The organism is Affinundibacterium baiyunense (assembly GCF_018139645.1).
Lineage (GTDB): Bacteria > Pseudomonadota > Gammaproteobacteria > Burkholderiales > Burkholderiaceae_D > Undibacterium > Undibacterium baiyunense.
Genome location: NZ_JAGSPM010000014.1, coordinates 1 through 17,543 on the forward strand (window position 1 = coordinate 1; position 17,543 = coordinate 17,543).

Annotated in this window: 17 protein-coding genes, 1 pseudogene and 1 riboswitch; of the genes and pseudogenes, 8 read left to right on the forward strand and 10 right to left on the reverse strand. The window is 44.5% G+C overall.

The features are described from left to right. Positions 1-428: 428 nt before the first annotated feature. From KDM92_RS16850 to apaG, 3 genes are all read right to left on the reverse strand, one after another. Complete coding sequence (locus KDM92_RS16850) at positions 429-1,205, reverse strand: enoyl-CoA hydratase (RefSeq protein WP_189347837.1); 777 nt, start codon at positions 1,203-1,205, stop codon at positions 429-431. Between the two features lie 20 nt (positions 1,206-1,225). Next, entirely contained in the window at positions 1,226-2,470 is a 1,245-nt protein-coding gene (mltA, locus tag KDM92_RS16855; protein ID WP_212685581.1) for a murein transglycosylase A, read from the reverse strand. Between the two features lie 200 nt (positions 2,471-2,670). Further along, positions 2,671-3,045: a Co2+/Mg2+ efflux protein ApaG gene (gene apaG / locus KDM92_RS16860; protein ID WP_212685582.1), complete on the reverse strand. Its 375-nt coding sequence runs from the start codon at positions 3,043-3,045 to the stop codon at positions 2,671-2,673. 219 nt (positions 3,046-3,264) lie between these two features. Here apaG and rpe point away from each other — a divergent pair, with 219 nt between their 5' ends. The 7 genes from rpe (at position 3,265) to trpC (KDM92_RS16895) (ending at position 9,232) form a co-directional block, all read left to right on the forward strand. Continuing rightward, positions 3,265-3,933 carry a ribulose-phosphate 3-epimerase gene (gene rpe, locus KDM92_RS16865; protein WP_212685583.1) on the forward strand — a complete coding sequence of 223 codons (669 nt, stop codon included), beginning with the start codon at positions 3,265-3,267 and terminating at the stop codon, positions 3,931-3,933. A gap of 22 nt (positions 3,934-3,955) precedes the next feature. Further along, entirely contained in the window at positions 3,956-4,300 is a 345-nt protein-coding gene (locus tag KDM92_RS16870) for an Imm8 family immunity protein (protein ID WP_212685584.1), read from the forward strand. Continuing rightward, entirely contained in the window at positions 4,293-5,000 is a 708-nt protein-coding gene (locus tag KDM92_RS16875; RefSeq protein ID WP_212685585.1) for a phosphoglycolate phosphatase, read from the forward strand. Before KDM92_RS16870 ends, KDM92_RS16875 begins: the two co-directional genes overlap by 8 nt. A gap of 317 nt (positions 5,001-5,317) precedes the next feature. Beyond that, the gene (gene trpE, locus KDM92_RS16880; protein ID WP_212685586.1) at positions 5,318-6,814 is read left to right on the forward strand and encodes an anthranilate synthase component I; all 1,497 of its coding nucleotides are present in this window, start codon (positions 5,318-5,320) and stop codon (positions 6,812-6,814) included. After that, the gene (locus KDM92_RS16885) at positions 6,815-7,381 is read left to right on the forward strand and encodes an anthranilate synthase component II (protein ID WP_212685587.1); all 567 of its coding nucleotides are present in this window, start codon (positions 6,815-6,817) and stop codon (positions 7,379-7,381) included. It begins immediately after the preceding gene. Between the two features lies 1 nt (position 7,382). Next, on the forward strand, positions 7,383-8,414 hold the full coding sequence (gene trpD, locus KDM92_RS16890; RefSeq protein ID WP_212685588.1) for an anthranilate phosphoribosyltransferase: 1,032 nt from the start codon (positions 7,383-7,385) through the stop codon (positions 8,412-8,414). Positions 8,415-8,416: 2 nt separating this feature from the next. Beyond that, on the forward strand, positions 8,417-9,232 hold the full coding sequence (gene trpC, locus KDM92_RS16895; RefSeq protein ID WP_212685589.1) for an indole-3-glycerol phosphate synthase TrpC: 816 nt from the start codon (positions 8,417-8,419) through the stop codon (positions 9,230-9,232). 180 nt (positions 9,233-9,412) lie between these two features. Here trpC (KDM92_RS16895) and KDM92_RS16900 read toward each other — a convergent pair whose 3' ends face one another. Beyond that, positions 9,413-10,630 (reverse strand): alginate O-acetyltransferase AlgX-related protein, encoded by a 1,218-nt coding sequence (locus KDM92_RS16900; protein WP_212685590.1) that lies wholly within the window; start codon positions 10,628-10,630, stop codon positions 9,413-9,415. Positions 10,631-10,643: 13 nt separating this feature from the next. After that, positions 10,644-12,080: an MBOAT family O-acyltransferase gene (locus KDM92_RS16905; RefSeq protein WP_212685591.1), complete on the reverse strand. Its 1,437-nt coding sequence runs from the start codon at positions 12,078-12,080 to the stop codon at positions 10,644-10,646. 186 nt (positions 12,081-12,266) lie between these two features. On the opposite strand from KDM92_RS16905, the pseudogene trpC (KDM92_RS18670) reads away from it, so the two are divergent. Further along, positions 12,267-12,414: pseudogene (gene trpC / locus KDM92_RS18670) on the forward strand (indole-3-glycerol phosphate synthase TrpC); the annotation flags it as partial. A 90-nt stretch (positions 12,415-12,504) separates the two neighbouring features. On the opposite strand, the gene KDM92_RS16910 reads toward trpC (KDM92_RS18670), so the two are convergent. The 5 genes from KDM92_RS16910 to KDM92_RS16930 all read right to left on the reverse strand — a co-directional run bounded on the left by KDM92_RS16910 (position 12,505) and on the right by KDM92_RS16930 (position 17,541). Beyond that, a complete protein-coding gene (locus KDM92_RS16910; protein WP_212685592.1) occupies positions 12,505-13,332 on the reverse strand; it encodes a hypothetical protein in 828 nt (275 codons plus the stop codon). A 587-nt stretch (positions 13,333-13,919) separates the two neighbouring features. Further along, positions 13,920-14,747, reverse strand: a complete 828-nt coding sequence (gene metF, locus KDM92_RS16915) for a methylenetetrahydrofolate reductase [NAD(P)H] (protein ID WP_189347815.1) — start codon at positions 14,745-14,747, stop codon at positions 13,920-13,922. Beyond that, positions 14,734-15,087, reverse strand: coding sequence for a phage holin family protein (locus KDM92_RS16920; protein ID WP_212685593.1), 354 nt, complete (start codon positions 15,085-15,087; stop codon positions 14,734-14,736). Before KDM92_RS16920 ends, metF begins: the two co-directional genes overlap by 14 nt. A gap of 213 nt (positions 15,088-15,300) precedes the next feature. After that, the gene (gene ahcY, locus KDM92_RS16925; protein WP_212685594.1) at positions 15,301-16,707 is read right to left on the reverse strand and encodes an adenosylhomocysteinase; all 1,407 of its coding nucleotides are present in this window, start codon (positions 16,705-16,707) and stop codon (positions 15,301-15,303) included. Positions 16,708-16,755: 48 nt separating this feature from the next. After that, positions 16,756-16,888: riboswitch (S-adenosyl-L-homocysteine riboswitch) on the reverse strand. A gap of 110 nt (positions 16,889-16,998) precedes the next feature. Then, entirely contained in the window at positions 16,999-17,541 is a 543-nt protein-coding gene (locus KDM92_RS16930; protein WP_212685595.1) for an adenine phosphoribosyltransferase, read from the reverse strand. Positions 17,542-17,543: the final 2 nt, after the last annotated feature.

The following is a 17,543-nucleotide window of genomic DNA, read 5'->3' on the forward strand; positions in this document are numbered from 1 at the left end:
CAGCTAGTCGCTATCACTATCAAGTGCCCACATTTATTGACTGTTAATTGTTAAAGATCTTCAATTCTTTTCTGCTTTTGCTTCGAAGCGTTGTGTTCGTCAGCAGCAGAGAAACGAGATTATGCAGTACTTCTAACTTCTCGTCAACCCCCTGTTTTTAGTTTTGATTTAAATCGTTTATTACTAATCGATTTAAACACCAGGAAAATCAACGTCTTACTACTTGCATTACTCTTATTTCACACCCGCATTTCTGCGGGAGGCGAACTATAGCAAACCCTTCACTTCCTTGGCAAGGCTTATTTCGCCAAACTAAATAAATCGAATAAATCGTTTTAAACTACCCTTCACAAGAAATAAAGCGCTCCGCAAGCGGAGCGCTTTATTTAGAAGATTAGAAGCTCCCAGAATAATGGGCGATTCAACTATTATTTATTCTGAAAATTAGCTGGTCGTTTTTCCAAAAAGGCCTTCATACCTTCACGTTGATCGTGAGTACCAAAGCTCGCATGGAATAAACGACGTTCGTAATGCACGCCTTCAGTTAAACCAGATTCAAACGAACGATTCACGGCATCTTTAATCATCATCACAACTGGAAGCGACATTGAAGCAATGGTCGTCGCAGCCGCCAAAGTTTCTTCCATTAATTTATCCAACGGAACCACACGCGACACCAAACCAGCACGTTCAGCCTCATTCGCATCCATTAAACGCGCGGTCAAACACAAATCCATCGCTTTTGATTTAGAAATGGCACGTGGTAAGCGCTGTGTACCGCCACAGCCAGGCAAAGTTGCCAACTTAATCTCTGGCTGGCCAAATTTAGCATTATCCGCAGCAATAATGAAATCACACATCATCGTGAGTTCACAGCCACCACCCAATGCGTATCCAGCCACCGCCGCAATCACTGGTTTTCTCACACGAAGGATGTGTTCCCAGTTCTTAGTAACATAATTGCCTTTATAAGCATCCATATAATTGTAGTCAGCCATTGCAGCGATATCTGCTCCAGCAGCAAACGCCTTTTCACTACCCGTAATAATCATGCAGCCAATCTCATCGTTCTGATCAAAAGCCAATAAGGCATGACCCAATTCGTCCATCAGCTGATCATTTAATGCATTTAGGGCTTTAGGGCGATTTAAAGTGATCACGCCCACTTTATCCTTGGTTTCCACAATAATATTTTGGTATTCCATCATCTTCTCCGCAAAAGTAACTAGTTATTTTTCATTTCAAATGTCTTGGGCAAGAGTAACCACATTGCGCCGCGTTGCTTCATTCGGCCAGCTAATTCGCCCGGTTCACGACCAAAGCCCCAAAAGAAATCCGCGCGCACAGCACCGCGAATCGCGCCACCGGTATCTTGCGCCATCATCAGTCTTTGCAATGGGTTACTGCTGAGTGGCATTGTAGTTGATAAAAATACCGGTGCCCCCAATGGTAATTGCGTTGGATCAATCGCAATTGATCTTTGTGGCACCAAGGGGACACCCAACGCGCCCTTAGGTCCGATACTTGGATCGAGCAATTTCTCTTCCTTAAAAAAAACCATACTAGGATTCGCGTTTAATAATTCGTCTTGGCGATTTGGATTCTTTGCAATCCAGGCCTTAATACCTTGCGCTGATGCCTGATCTAAAGTTAACTCCCCTTTATCGACCAAATAACGCCCAATCGATTTATACGGATGCCCATTCTGATCCGCATAGGCTAGACGTATGGTTTCACCGGAACCATCCAACTGTACTCTACCTGATCCCTGTATTTGTAGAAAAAAAGCGTCAACTGGATCATCAACCCAAACCAATTCTTTGCCAGATAAAAATGGCAAAATATCTGCGCGCGAAGCATAGGGAACCACTTTATTGCCAACCAAGCGACCGCGTAGACGCATGTTTTTCAAATCCGGATACACACTTCCAAGGTCAATCGTCAACAAATCGTTAGGTACCGCATATAAAGCCGTTTGATAAATCCCGCCCTTATTGCGCGAACCCTTTAGTAAAGGTTCGTAATATCCTGTGACCAAGCCCTCTGTTTTACCATCAAGATGCGCAACCTGATAAGGTAAAAAATTCGCTTCAAAAAAAGCGCGGATAGCCGACGATTCTTTTGCATCAACGTTTCTCAAATTGGCACAAACCTCGCGCCACTCTGATTTGTTACGTAAAGCGGAACATGAATTAACAAAAGCAGGCCAAGCCTCTCTCAGATCATCATTCGCCCAACCTGGCAGGTCAGCGTAAGAACCTAACTTATAGGCTTGCGAGTAATTTGTGATCGGCGCCAATTTTGGAGGTGGCACAGGCGGCGTCGCTGGCACCGTCGTCACAGGTGGCGTGACAGGTGGAGTCACTGGCACCGGCTCTGTCGGCGTCACCTTAGGTGGCGTTGTACATGCCGCCAATGTCAACAGCAGTGATACTGCTAAAATACGTCTTTGTTCAAACAAAAATTTCATAAAGGCTTAACTATGTGGTTATTAGCTGTCGAAGCATTAGGTGCTTTTTTTCTTTTTGTCTTTATTGTGTGGTGGACCATGTTTTCAGGAAAAAAACCACCGAACAAAAATAAAACAAGCAAAGATCAGAACCAAGATCAAAATCGATAAATGCTAGGTATTTTCCTAGTAAAACAATCCAAGAAAATTTATCAAGGTAATCAATGTAAAGTGCGCGGCAAAGATAAAACAAATTCCGGAATCGCTACATCAAATTTGTGTCCATCTTCGGCGACACAAAAATAACTTCCCTTCATTGTCCCATGCGGGGTCTCCAAAGAACTGCCACTGGTGTATTCAAAAGCTTCACCCGGTTTGAGTAAAGGTTGATGCCCAACGACGCCCAAACCTTGAACCTCGTGCACCTTATTTTTAGCATCGGTAATAATCCAATGCCGAGAAATTAACTGCGCTGGAATATCTCCCGTGTTTTTGATCGTAATCGTATAGGCAAAAACAAAATGCGCCTGATCAGGATGGGATTGTTCCTCCAAATATTGCGTCACCACTGACACCGTAAAATCGTATTTCCTCATAAAACCCCAGAAAAATCAGCTAAAAATTCAGTAAGAAGGCCAGAGACATCTCCGCTTAACACGCACTCGCAAGATCTTCAGAAAGTTGCAAAGGCAAGGAAATGCTTACAAAACCCGCATATTACAAGAGCACGCCAAACTTCGCAGGAGTAAAATACGGCATTCGCCGACATTTTGCGGTCAGGACTTCCATTTTGTGCATTTCTTCGAGATTTTAATATGACAACTTATCGCATCGCTCCCAGTATTCTCTCTGCCGACTTCGCCCGTTTGGGAGAGGAAGTTCGGAATGTCGTCGCTGCTGGCGCGGATATGATCCACTTTGACGTGATGGATAATCATTACGTCCCTAACTTAACCATCGGCCCTTTGGTATGCGAAGCGATTCGTCCACATGTGCAAGTGCCGATTGATGTGCATTTGATGGTAAAACCTGTCGATCGCATCATTCCTGATTTTGCCAAAGCGGGCGCGAACATCATCAGTTTTCATCCAGAAGGCTCCGAGCACATTGATCGCAGCTTGCAATTAATTCGCGATCACGGCTGCAAAGCAGGTTTGGTGTTTAATCCCGCCACGCCTTTGCATGTATTGGAACATGTGATGGATAAGCTCGATTTGATACTTTTAATGTCGGTTAATCCTGGCTTTGGCGGACAGTCTTTCATTCCACATACTTTGAAAAAAATCGCCGCCGTGCGCCGCATGATTGACGAATCTGGCCGCGACATTATGTTGCAAGTCGATGGCGGTGTGAAAGTCGATAACATCCGTGAGATTGCAGCTGCGGGGGCCGACACTTTCGTGGCGGGCTCTGCGATTTTTGGTAAGCCTGATTACAAGGCTGTGATTGATGCTATGCGGGGTGAGTTGGGGCTAGTAGGTTAAATTCATCAAGAAAAAAGATATTATGCGGATCGAATTAAAGAGAATTTTCAGTACACAACTCAACACTTCAGAAATTCCTGAGGACCCAACTTGTTGCTCCGTACTAATTTACGCAGATATCGGAGAGGTAGGAAAGGAAAGTGGAGACCAATTTCATTTCTTAATTATCACGCCTCAATTTTTATTGACTCACCCAGAAGTACGGTGGGGCAAAGGCTATCTTTTAATGCCTGAATTTTCTTGGATAGACATTGAAAACAGAGTTCGACAATTAGTATCGAGTATTTCAGTCGACACATGGGATGACGCTGCGAATAAACTAAGTAAATATCTTGAGTGGGAATTCGAAGAATACCAACATGCCTAAATTCCAAAACATCCAAGCCGCCATCATCGATCTAGACGGCACCATGCTCAACACCGCGCCGGATTTTTTAGTCGCGATCAATCGCATGCGTGCAGAGTTTTTACTCTCGCCTTTAGACCTCACGACCATTACACATTTTGTGGGTAAAGGTTCAGAAAATTTAATCCAGCGCGTGTTAGCAACAGACTTTAATGAAGCCGAAGTCAAACAGCATTTTGCACAAGCCTTGGCAAGCTATCAAAAGCACTATCTAGCGATCAATGGTAATTACAGCACTTTGTATCCAGAGGTACTCGAAGGATTGCAAGCACTCAAGGCGCAAGGATTACGTCTGGCCTGCGTGACGAATAAACCAATCGCGTTCACCACGCCTTTGCTGGCAAAGATGGGCTTAAGCGATTTTTTTAGTGTGGTGTATGGCGGCGATTCTTTGCCTCGCAAAAAACCTGATCCTTTACCGTTGCTGCAAGTTTGCCTCGATTTTCACTTAGCGCCAGCCCAAGTGGTGGCGATTGGTGACTCTTCCAATGATGCACAGGCCGCACGTGCCGCGGGCTGCCCAGTCTTAATCGTGCCGTATGGCTACAATCACGGCGAGGCTGTACAAACTATTGAAAGTGATGGTATAGTCGAAACCTTACTGAGTGCTGCACAATTTTTACTCAGTAGAAAAAACCCAATAATTTCATCAAGCTTCTAACAAAATTAGAATGTTCCTCGATAAGAAACGTCCATCAACTACTCCAGGCACTTTTGAGGCCTGGCTATGGCGACGCTGGCAATCTAACTGACCAGCGTGGGCGCTTTCGTCTATGTGTCTGAGTTTTATCCAAGCCCTGATGCGCGCCAACGACGTTTTTTCATCTCTCGTCATCTTTGACAAGTTTTTGTAAGTTTTAGCACTACCGTTTTAACCTTCGACTTCACATTTTGTCATTCGCCTCGTCCATATTTCCGACGTTTGGCGCTGATCGAATGAGAAAGCTGCGGTAAAAACACATTTAACGTACATACATCATGACTGAACTCGAATTTAAATCCTTAGCCGCACAAGGCTACAATCGTATCCCCATGATCGCCGAAGCTTTTGCCGATCTGGAAACGCCACTCACGCTTTACCTCAAACTTGCACAAGCGACCAATGGTGGAAAAAATAGCTTCTTGTTGGAATCGGTCAAAGGCGGTGAACGCTTTGGTCGCTATTCCTTCATCGGCTTACCCGCTTCCACCGTGGTGCGCTCAACGGGCTTTCACACCGAAGTCATCAAAAACGCCCAAGTAATAGAAACACATGAAGGCAATCCTTTAGATTTCATCGCCGAATATCAGTCGCGTTTCCGCGTCGCCTTACGTCCTGGTTTGCCACGTTTTTGTGGCGGGTTGGCTGGTTACTTCGGCTATGATGCCGTACGCTACGTGGAAAAGCGCTTAGAAAAAACTGCGCCAAAAGATGATCTGGGACTGCCTGATATCCAGCTCCTACTGACCGAAGAGCTCGCGGTGATCGACAATGTCTCTGGCAAATTGTACTTGATCGTGTATGCCGACCCGACGCAAGCTGAGGCGTGGAGCAAAGCACGCCAACGCTTGAAAGACTTGCGTGCAATGTTACGGCGCAGTGTCGATGTGCCAGTAACATCCGCATCTGTACGCACCGAAGCCATCCGCGATTTCGCCAAAGAAGATTATTTAAAAGCCGTGCTCAAAGCCAAGGAATACATTATGGCGGGCGACTTGATGCAGGTACAAATTGGACAGCGGATTAAGAAACCATATGTTGACTCTCCACTGTCCTTGTATCGTGCGCTGCGCTCAATTAATCCATCGCCGTATATGTACTTCTACAATTTTGGCGATATGCACATCATCGGCGCATCGCCAGAAATTCTCGTGCGTAATGAACAGCTCAGCGATGGCAATAAAAAAGTTACGATACGTCCGCTGGCTGGTACACGTCCACGCGGCGCAACGCCAGAGCGTGATGAAGAGCTCGCAGTGGAATTATTGGCAGATCCTAAAGAGATCGCTGAACACGTGATGTTGATCGACCTGGCGCGTAACGACATTGGTCGTATCGCCCAGACTGGCAGCGTCAAGCTGACCGAAAAAATGGTGATTGAAAAGTACTCGCACGTACAGCACATCGTCTCGAATGTCGAAGGCTTATTACAGCCAAATATGTCCAATTTAGACGTACTCAAAGCCACCTTCCCTGCAGGCACATTGTCCGGCGCACCAAAAGTTCGCGCGATGGAATTGATCGATGAGCTCGAACCTGTCAAACGCGGCATCTACGGCGGCGCTTGCGGCTACTTATCGTTTGGTGGCGAAATGGATTTAGCAATCGCCATCCGCACTGGTGTATTGAAAGACGGCATGTTGTATGTGCAAGCTGCAGCTGGCGTAGTTGCCGATTCTGTGCCTGAAATGGAATGGCAAGAAACTGAAAACAAAGCACGCGCCATGTTGCGTGCCGCTGAACAAGTACAAGATGGTTTAGACGGAGAAATATAAATGCTACTCATGATAGACAACTACGATTCCTTCACTTACAACCTCGTGCAATATTTTGCTGAGTTGGGTGAAGAAGTTCGCACGTATCGCAATGATGAAATTACGCTGGAAGAAATCGAGGCGATGAAGCCTGATCGGATTTGCATTTCTCCTGGCCCTTGCACACCTTTGGAAGCGGGCATTTCCGTACCTGTGCTGACACGCTTTGCTGGCGAAATTCCTATTCTCGGTGTTTGCCTTGGCCATCAAAGTATCGCCGAAGCCTTTGGTGGCAAAGTGATTCGCGCCAAAGAAGTCATGCATGGTAAAACCTCACCAATTGCCCACACCGGCGTTGGCGTATTCAGCGACTTGCCTAGTCCTTACACGGTGACGCGTTATCACTCACTGGCGATCGAGCGCTCCAGTTTGCCAGATTGTTTAGAAGTCACGGCATGGACCGAAGATGGTGAAATCATGGGTGTGCGTCACAAGACTTTTGAGTTGCAGGGCGTGCAATTTCACCCTGAATCAATTTTGTCAGAACACGGTCATGCATTGTTGAAGAATTTTTTATTGGGAAAATAAAATGACGATCTCACAGCAAGAAGCTTTAACCCGCCTCATCGAACATCGCGAAATTTTCCATGATGAGATGTTGTCGCTGTTCCGCAAAATCATGGGTGGTGAAATGTCGCCGATCATGATCGCGGCACTCACCATGGGTCTACGCGTCAAAAAAGAAAGCATAGGAGAAATCACCGCCGCAGCACAAGTGATGCGTGAATTTTCGACCAAAGTACCGATGGCGAACACCAAGAATTTAATTGATATCGTCGGCACCGGCGGCGATGGCGCCCATACCTTTAATATTTCTACCGCATCGATGTTCGTCACCGCAGCAGCAGGCGCACGTGTTGCTAAGCATGGTGGTCGTAGCGTGTCATCTTCATCAGGTAGCGCAGATGTACTCGAATCCCTGGGCGTGAATATTAATTTGCAACCAGAGCAAATCGCACAATCGATTGCGCAAACCAATATCGGTTTTATGTTCGCACCGAATCACCACGCGGCGATGAAACATGCAGCACCGGTGCGACGTGAACTTGGCGTCCGTACGATTTTTAATATTTTGGGACCCCTCACAAACCCCGCTGGTGCGCCGAATATTTTGATGGGCGTATTTCATCCTGATCTGGTTGGTATTCAAGTGCGTGTCTTGCAACGCCTCGGAGCACAACATGCGATTGTTGTTTGGGGTCGTGACAATATGGATGAAGTTTCATTAGGCGCACCTACGATGGTTGGCGAATTGGTGAACGGTGAAATTCGCGAATACGATATTCATCCAGAAGACTTTGGTTTGCAGATGGTTTCGAATCGCAGCTTGAAAGTGTCGGGCGCTGACGAATCCAAAGCACGTATTTTAGATGTACTCAATAACGTCGCTGGCCCAGCAACCGATATCGTTAGCTTGAACGCTGGCACGGCCTTGTATGGCGCGGGAATCGCTGAATCCATCACCGATGGCGTAAAGAAAGCGCAAGCGGCTATCGCCTCGGGAGCAGCACTCAACAAGCTGCGTCAACTTATCGAAGTCACGCATCAGTTAGGTAAATAAGCATGTCAGACATACTCAATAAAATTCTCGAAGTCAAAACCGAAGAAGTCACGCGTGACAAAAAAGTAAAGAGTTACGCTAGCTTACGTGCCGATGTAGAAAGCAATAAAGAAGCGCAACAAAGTCTGCGCGGATTTGAAGCCAGTCTACGCGATAAGATCACGCTAGGCCAAGCAGCTGTAATTGCAGAAATCAAGAAAGCGTCGCCCTCCAAAGGCGTGATTCGTGAAAATTTTCAGCCAGCAGAAATCGCCGCCAGTTACGCGCAACATGGTGCTGCTTGTTTATCCGTATTAACTGATGAAGTATTTTTTCAAGGTGCACCGATCTACCTGCAGCAAGCACGCGCAGCATGCGCTTTGCCAGTCTTACGCAAAGATTTCATGATCGACCCGTATCAGGTTTATCAGGCAAGAAGCTGGGGTGCAGATTGTATTTTACTAATCGTCGCTGCATTAGACCATGGCTTGATGGCGGAACTCGAAGCCTGTGCCCACGAGCTCGGTATGGGTGTTTTGGTTGAAGTGCATAACGGAGAAGAACTCAATGCGGCGTTAAAACTCAAGACTAATTTACTCGGTATCAATAATCGCAATTTGCGGACATTTGAAGTGAGTCTTGATACAACGATAGGACTCTTACCACGCATCCCTAGGGACAAGCTCACTATTACGGAATCGGGAATTTTCACACGCAACGACGTTGCTTCAATGCGTAAGGCAAACGTGCATAGCTTTCTGGTTGGCGAAGCTTTTATGCGCGCGGAAGAACCAGGTTTGGAACTAGAAAAACTCTTTATAAATACGGCGCTGAAGTAAATTGAGTGTTCGTCAAAGTGCTTATTGGAAAAAGTGACCCCTTCCACTTTTTCCATATTTAATGCGTCCAACCTAATTATTTTTATAAATCGGTTCAAATCATCTGCTATCTCTACATCGGAAGCCTATTAATTTTTTTTCAACTCCCCAAAATTTCTAATTGAGTTGAGTTGATGCAAACTAATTCTTATGTGCTGTTACAAAAATTTTTGCATTTTGATCGAAATAGCCAATAGAAAAATCATGCCATAGAAACAAAACATGATCGGGCTTAAACTGATTTAAAGAAATATCCCGAACAGAACTTAATTCTGCAGGAGTGAGGGTTTTAATATTGTTGACAGAAATGTGCCAAATCTCACCAAAGTACTCTGAAAACAATCCAGCAATTCCATTGCCAAATGAATCAGAAATAATCAAAAGTTTGGGGCCTTTGTTGTCACTATGTGTAAATCGGGATAGGTCTCCAATTTTCGCTGCTGAAGTGGAAAACTCAGGAAAACAAACTGATCCGCGACATTCTGTTATACCTGCTTTTTGATAATTTGGTTCACTGAAGTTATTTTCTAAACGAACGCCCGGCAAAAATCTTTGTATATCTGCGGGCTCTTTTTTCGGAGCAGTAGGCAAAGCGAGTATTGCTGATAAGTGAAAAAAGTCCGAAGCAATAAGTTGTGCTACAGGTCTCGCCCCATCGCCGATCCAATGAAAATTTGCTTTCGTATAAAATTCATGCCGTGTCGCAATTTCCCTCATCTCTGATACTGGAGAAATAATTTTTCCTGCCAAAGAAGGATCCCTCTTAACTTGTTTAATGATTTCCGGAACTGGTGGTATCGCTCCAGTACACTGTTGCTGCAACCAATCCGGGAACTTGTCTTGGTAAACAACAGGTTTAGTCGGTACAACGGCAAAGTGGCTATTTGGAATCGTAGCCAACGCTAAATGCATAAATGCACTCAATGTAGTTGCCATATTCTGATAGTCATGAGGCTTAGTTCTACGACCACACAAAAAATGGATCATCGACAAGGGATCTTGCGCAATATGCGAATTAAAAAACAGGAAATCATCCTTACCTGAAGTCAATTGTAGCGAATTCAGATCGCGAAAAATATTGAAATGTACTAAATTATTCCATTCAATCATCTCCATGCGAAGACCAAAATGATCGTTTAAATAGAGATCCATTTTTCCTGGCCAAGACAAGCGATCCCGCAATGTTAATGGTGTTGGTGGAAGTAGTGCTAATTCACGATTTTCACTATTTGATTTCTCGCTATTCGATATAAAAATATGAATGCCAGATGGAGTAACCAACAGAGCAAACCAAATAAAAATAAAAGCTAAAGACACAAACCTATTAAAATTGGAGAGAGCATTTGCTAACTTGATCATTTCTCGCCCCCTCTTAAAACCGAAAATAAATAAATGGATTGTACGCACCACTGGCAAGACTGACTGCAGAAAACGTAAAAATGGCTAGTAACCAAACACGCCGAACGATTCCAAAGAGCCAATCCATTCTTACCATTACACTGCGACGATATACTTGGACCAGATTTATTGCGATATTTTTAGCTGGCAGCGCGAGGAATATGCCAATGATTAATGCAGCGGTTGTCATACCATTCAAAAAACTACCGACTGGCGCTGCTGCAATGTGAAAACGGTTTAACCCAAACATCGCATACAAGAAGCTAGATGCTTGAGAAAATGAATCCGAGCGAAAAAAAACCCAGGCGATCATTACCACTATTAAGGTATAGCAATGACGCACAAGACTTGGCAGTCTTTTTAACAATGCCTCTCCCCCTGCTCGTTCAATGACCAGAAAAAATCCGTGGAAAAGTCCCCAAAAGACAAAGGTCCAACTCGCACCGTGCCACAATCCACACAAGAAGAAAACAATTAAAAGATTAAGATAAGTACGCCAAGGTGCAAGTCGATTGCCACCCAGTGGAATATATAGATAATCCCTAAACCAGCGAGATAAACTCAAATGCCAGCGTTGCCAAAACTCCGTTAAAGATCGTGAGAGATAGGGCAGGTTAAAATTTCTTGGGAACGTAAAACCAAGCACCAATCCAAGTCCAATTGCCATGTTCGAATACCCGAAGAAATCAAAATAGATCTGTAAAGAATAACAAACGATACCTAGCCAGGCGACGACAAAACTCAGATCATTTGAGGCCACTGCAAATATTTTGTCTGCTGGGAGTGCTAAGGTGTTGGCAATCAATACTTTTTGAGCCAAACCGACAATGAAAATTTGAACTCCTAAATCGACCCGACTCCAAGTATGATTGCGTTGATGTAACTGTCGAGCCACTGTCGAAAAACGAATAATTGGTCCAGCAATCAACTGAGGAAACATCGTAATATAGGTGGAAAGCGCAAAAACATTTTTCTCGCACTTAGTCTTTTCTCGATAAACGTCCACTAAGTACGAAATGGCATGAAAGGTAAAAAAGGAAATGCCTAAAGGCAATGTGATTTTCTCAAACTCAGGCACCGAAAAATTTGCACTCATAAAGACGTTGCCAATTCCGTCCATTAAAAAATTAAAATACTTGAAGTAAGTCAATCCAAGCAAATTAACCACAATGCCAAGAATCAAAGCTGGCTTACCACTACGCCCGCGGCTCTTTGCCTCACCGATTGCCAATCCAAATCCATAGTTAAGCAAAATAGAAATCACCAACAAATCAAGATTTTGTGGCTCCCCCCACGCATAAAATATGAGACTTGCAATCAATAAAGTGGTATTTCGAAACGGCAATGCGAAATATATGATGAGGAAAAGAGGCAAAAAATAAAAAAGAAAAGTAACTGTGCTAAAAATCATTGTTTGCGAAGGTCGTCGATTTTTTTAATCTTAGACTTGATTTTGAAATAAAGGGCTTAATGTATCAGATTAACAAAGACGGCTAATAAATATTGCTAACATTGAACAATATTGCATTGTATTTAATTCAAAAAAATTGAGTGCAAACAAACAAAAATATCAAAAGACACATATTAAAGCTCACGCATTCCCGATGGCAAACTTGTGATTGCGGAATCCGGCATTATGAACAAGACTGATGTGCAACGTATGCTTGAGTTTTTTGGTGGGTGAAGCTTTTATGCGGGCCGATGAACCAGGGGTAGAACTCGATAAACTCTTTTTCAGCGAATAAAAAAGGCTTATCGATTAAATTAAGGCTCAGTTGGCATCTTGTTCCACAAGCTTGTCCAGCTGCATCCTGCACAAAACATGTAAATAGAAACTACTTCTTGAGAGGCTCACGGACAAGTCGAATTAGCGTTTCCCGAGGTACATCATATTTTGCAAGTTCGGCACGTAATGATTTAAATTCTCCGACTTTCATTTGCGTGCGTATCAGGCCAAACCAGTTGAGCTCGGTTGTACATGCTTGTCTTACACCTTCATGAGAAGCTAGTGCGGCTTTGCTACGCCGATCTCGATCAATCATCATCCCTCTAATCGCGTCAAACTCATCAAACATGGCCTGAATTTTCGATTTATCCCATCCCAAGTTCTCACCGATTCTTCTAGCGATCCCATGATCAATTAGAAAGCTATTTTCACGTTGCAATTTACCTGCAATTTGTTCACACATGTAACGACGATTTGCGTCATTCAGAGCAGCGCCTTTGCATGCATTTACAATAGGTGAATACGCTGGCAGTGGAGAATTTCCCCAATAAAGCGTCACCAAGTTTTCTATACTTGTACGTGTTACATAATCGTATCGAGTTAGTTCGTCTTCTGGCAAATTACTCAGAATGTCAAATTGCGCATCAAAACGATTTACCTGGGAAATTCGATACAAAGCATTCTCAATTGCGCTTAGATTTTTCCCGCTTGCAGCACCCAGTTGCTCTAAGGTTCGCATCCATGCGATGCCGTTATCGGGATCAAGGTGCGCCCATTGTGCCGCACTAATCTGCGCACAAAAATCAATCGTCATATCAGACCAAGCATTACAAGCATTAAATGCCATTCCATAGACGATGGGATCAGAAGAATAAATCGCCATTTTTGCTATGAAGGCAAGCTCAGAGCGAACAGCATTGTTACTTAACTTGAGCATTTGAAGTTCACATTCACGACTAGATTCACAACTAGCGTGCGTGTTAAAAAAATTTTGTCTAAAATCCTCGTACTTTTTAGTTGCCCACAAACTGAGCGCAGCAGCGCGCCGACGTGGGTCACTATCGTTTGCCCACCGTTGAAGAATCAGCGTAATATCAGGATCAGCGCGCTTCAAACTCTGCTGAATTTGTCTAGTTAATTGCTCGTATGAGACTCGATCATTTGAATTGCTTAGTAACTCTTCACAAAGTTCCGAAGCATCATTGATTTTTTTAGAGGCGGAAACGACCTCGGATGAGCCAATTGGAAGGGTACTTTTCTCGTTCTTGAACTTAGTAGGTATATCGATCTATTGCTGACTTCCGTACAAATTACTTGTTTTCAAGATCGCGGGTGCGGTATGGCTATTTTTAGTTTGACCATGGAAAAAAATTCCATAGAAAAGCAAGACGACTAGCAATACAAGTATTATTTTTTTGTAGTTTGATTTCAACAGAACAAGTCTCAAGCGCATAAAAAAACCACGACAATATGAATTGCCGTGGTCACAGTGTACTTGAAACTACTGGATTGACTTGCTATTTTTTATACTAAGCGCTGCCAAATCGCGGTAGTTGCTGCCGCCTGATTCAAAGAATAGAAATGCAAACCCGGAGCGCCTCCAGCCAACAAGCGTTCACACATCTGCGTCACCACATCTAAACCGAAAGCTTTAATCGATGCACTGTCGTCGCCATAACTTGCCAACTTCAGACGCACCCAACGTGGAATTTCTGCGCCACACATTTCTGAAAAACGCATCAGTTGACTACTATTGGTGATCGGCATAATACCTGCGACGATAGGCACATTCACACCGGCTTTTTGCGCATTATCAACGAATTGAAAATACGCATCTGCGTTATAAAAATACTGTGTGATCGCAGCATTCGCTCCTGCTTGCACTTTGCGCACAAAGTTCTGCAAATCGTCTTGCGGTGATTTGGCCTGTGGGTGCATTTCTGGATAAGCAGCCACTTCGATGTGGAACCAGTCGCCTGTTTCGGCGCGAATAAATTCAACCAATTCATTCGCATAACGGAACTCGCCGCCCATACCGTAACCACTCGGCAAATCGCCACGGAGTGCGACTAAACGATGAATATCTTGCTCTTGATAGGTTTTGAGAATCTGACGAATCGAGTCGCGTGTACCACCGACACATGAGAGATGTGGGGCAGCATCAAAGCCTTCTTTACGGATTTCAACAACCGTATCTAAAGTGCCTTGTTGCGTTGTGCCACCTGCACCAAAGGTCACGGAAAAATATTTCGGATTCAGCTCTGCCAACTTGGCACGTGTCACCCGTAATTTCTCTGTGCCCTCTTCCGTCTTGGGCGGAAAGAATTCAATACTAAAATTATGTGGATTCATTTTTTTGTAGAAGTAAGGTGGAGAGCGTCCATGAGATCACGCTGTATAACAAAGCGCCAAAAACCGCTGACCAAAAACCAGCCACATGAAAACCATCAAACATGCTGGCTACCGCCCAAAACATCAGTCCATTAAGTACCAAAATAAACAGTCCCAAACTAAAGACTGTCACTGGCAAAGTCAGGATTAATAAGACAGGGCGGATCACGGTGTTTACAAAACCTAAAACTACCGCGACTAATAGCGCAGTTGTGAAACTATCTATCGTGATGGAACTGAGTAAATACGGCAGGGCTAATAATGCCAACGCGTTGATCAACCAGGTAGCGAGTAAACGCATGGATTCTCCTTTGGTTTGGCTCCCTTCTCCCGCAAGCGGGAGAAGGGTCGGGGATGAGGGTGTTTGACGAGCTAATCTCACTAAACTGGTACTCAAAACATTTTCCAAACATGCTGAAATTTCTCAGCAAAGCTGAATGTCCCTCACCCCAACCCTCTCCCGCTTACGGGAGGGGGAGCTTTGAAGCCCAAATTGAATTTGGGCCATCCTTTATTAATATCTATAATGTTCAGGCTTATACGGACCTTCTTTTTTCACGCCAATATAGCTCGCTTGTTCATCCGTCAAAACGCTCAATTGTGCATTGAGTTTTTTCAATTGCAAACGTGCGACTTTTTCATCGAGGTGTTTCGGCAAAGTGTAAACACCAACTGGATATTTATCGGTATTGCAGAACAATTCGATTTGCGCGATGGTTTGATTCGCGAAAGAAGAACTCATCACATACGATGGATGTCCAGTACCGCAACCAAGATTGACCAAACGACCTTCCGCCAACAAAATAATACGGCGACCGCTTGGGAAAATCACATGATCCACTTGTGGTTTAATGTTTTCCCACTTGTATTGCTTGAGCGAAGCAACGTCGATTTCATTATCGAAGTGACCGATGTTACAAACAATGGCTTGATCTTTCATCTTCAACATGTGTTCGTGTGAAATCACATGGTAGTTCCCGGTGGTCGTCACGAAAATATCACCATGTTCACAAGCGTAATCCATAGTCACGACGCGATAACCTTCCATCGCTGCTTGCAAGGCGCAGATAGGATCGATTTCTGTAACCCACACTTGTGCAGATAATGCACGCATCGCTTGCGCTGAACCTTTACCTACATCACCATAACCAGCGATCACAGCAACTTTACCAGCGATCATGACGTCGGTTGCGCGCTTGATGCCATCGACTAAAGATTCGCGGCAACCATACAAGTTATCGAACTTGGATTTAGTAACGGAATCGTTGACATTGATTGCTGGGAAGGCAAGCTTGCCTTCTTTGTGCATCTGATACAAACGATGCACGCCTGTCGTGGTTTCCTCCGTCACGCCTTTGATTGCTGCCAAACGTTTGGAATACCAAGTAGCATCAATCGCCAAATGTTTTTTGATGGAATTGAACAAGCAAGTTTCTTCTTCTGAACCTGGGTTATTCAATACGGAGATATCGGATTCTGCACGGGTACCGAGGTGCAACAACAAAGTTGCATCGCCGCCGTCATCCAAAATCATATTGGAGTAGCCGCCATCTTTCCAGTCGAAAATGCGGTGTGTGAATTCCCAGTATTCATCCAAGTTCTCGCCTTTGAATGCAAACACCGGCGTGCCGCCAGCAGCGATCGCCGCAGCAGCGTGATCTTGGGTTGAGTAGATATTGCAAGATGCCCAGCGTACTTGCGCGCCGAGTGCGTTCAAGGTTTCGATCAGCACCGCGGTTTGAATGGTCATGTGCAATGAGCCAGTGATACGCGCGCCTTTCAAAGGTTGGCTAGCAGCGAATTCTTCACGAATCGCCATCAAGCCTGGCATTTCTGTTTCTGCGATTTGAATTTCTTTGCGACCCCAGTCGGCCAAACTTAAGTCAGCAACGTGAAAATCTTGTGTGGTTTGGGATGTCATGATGGTGGCGTTCTCACGCCCTCCTTTCTAAAAATGATCAAGAAAAAAGATACGTGAGCGCGGTTGCTGTGAGCTTACTGAATATCAATACTGAATGCAGTGAACTCGTCTGATCCAAGCCTGGCAGTTTGATTTGATCGTAGATCACTTATCGAAACTTGTCGCAGCGCTCCTTGGAGAACATGAAGTATAACGCAAAATAGGCGCTTTTGTGATCACTCAAAAAAATTTATGCTCAAAATTTAAGCAACCACTTAAGCAAAAACACATGAGAAGATTTTAATTAGGCCATTAATGCCCAGCAAAATCACATACTTTAAATAAAGACAAACCACTCTCTTGAATCAATTTTGATCCACCCAATTCAGGTAAATCCACGATGACTGCGCCCTCAACAACGGTCGCACCAAGACGCTCAAGTAGTTTTTTACCAGCCATCATCGTACCGCCGGTAGCGATCAAATCATCGATGAGTAAGACACGATCGCCCGCTTTACAAGCATCGGTATGTAGCTCAACGGTTGCGCTGCCATACTCCAACTCGTAGCTTTCAGAAACGGTGGTAAAAGGCAACTTACCTTTCTTACGAATCGGGACAAAACCAATGTTTAATTCATACGCAACCACCGAACCGAGAATAAATCCACGCGCATCCATACCCGCCACTAAATCCAGCTTCGCATCCGCATAGCGCGCTAAAAAAATATCAATCAAGACACGGAAGATTTTTGGATCTTGCAATAAGGTGGTGATATCGCGAAACTGCACGCCCGCTTGTGGCCAATCGGGTACGGTACGGATATGTTGTTTGATAAATTCGCTGGGATTAACCATCT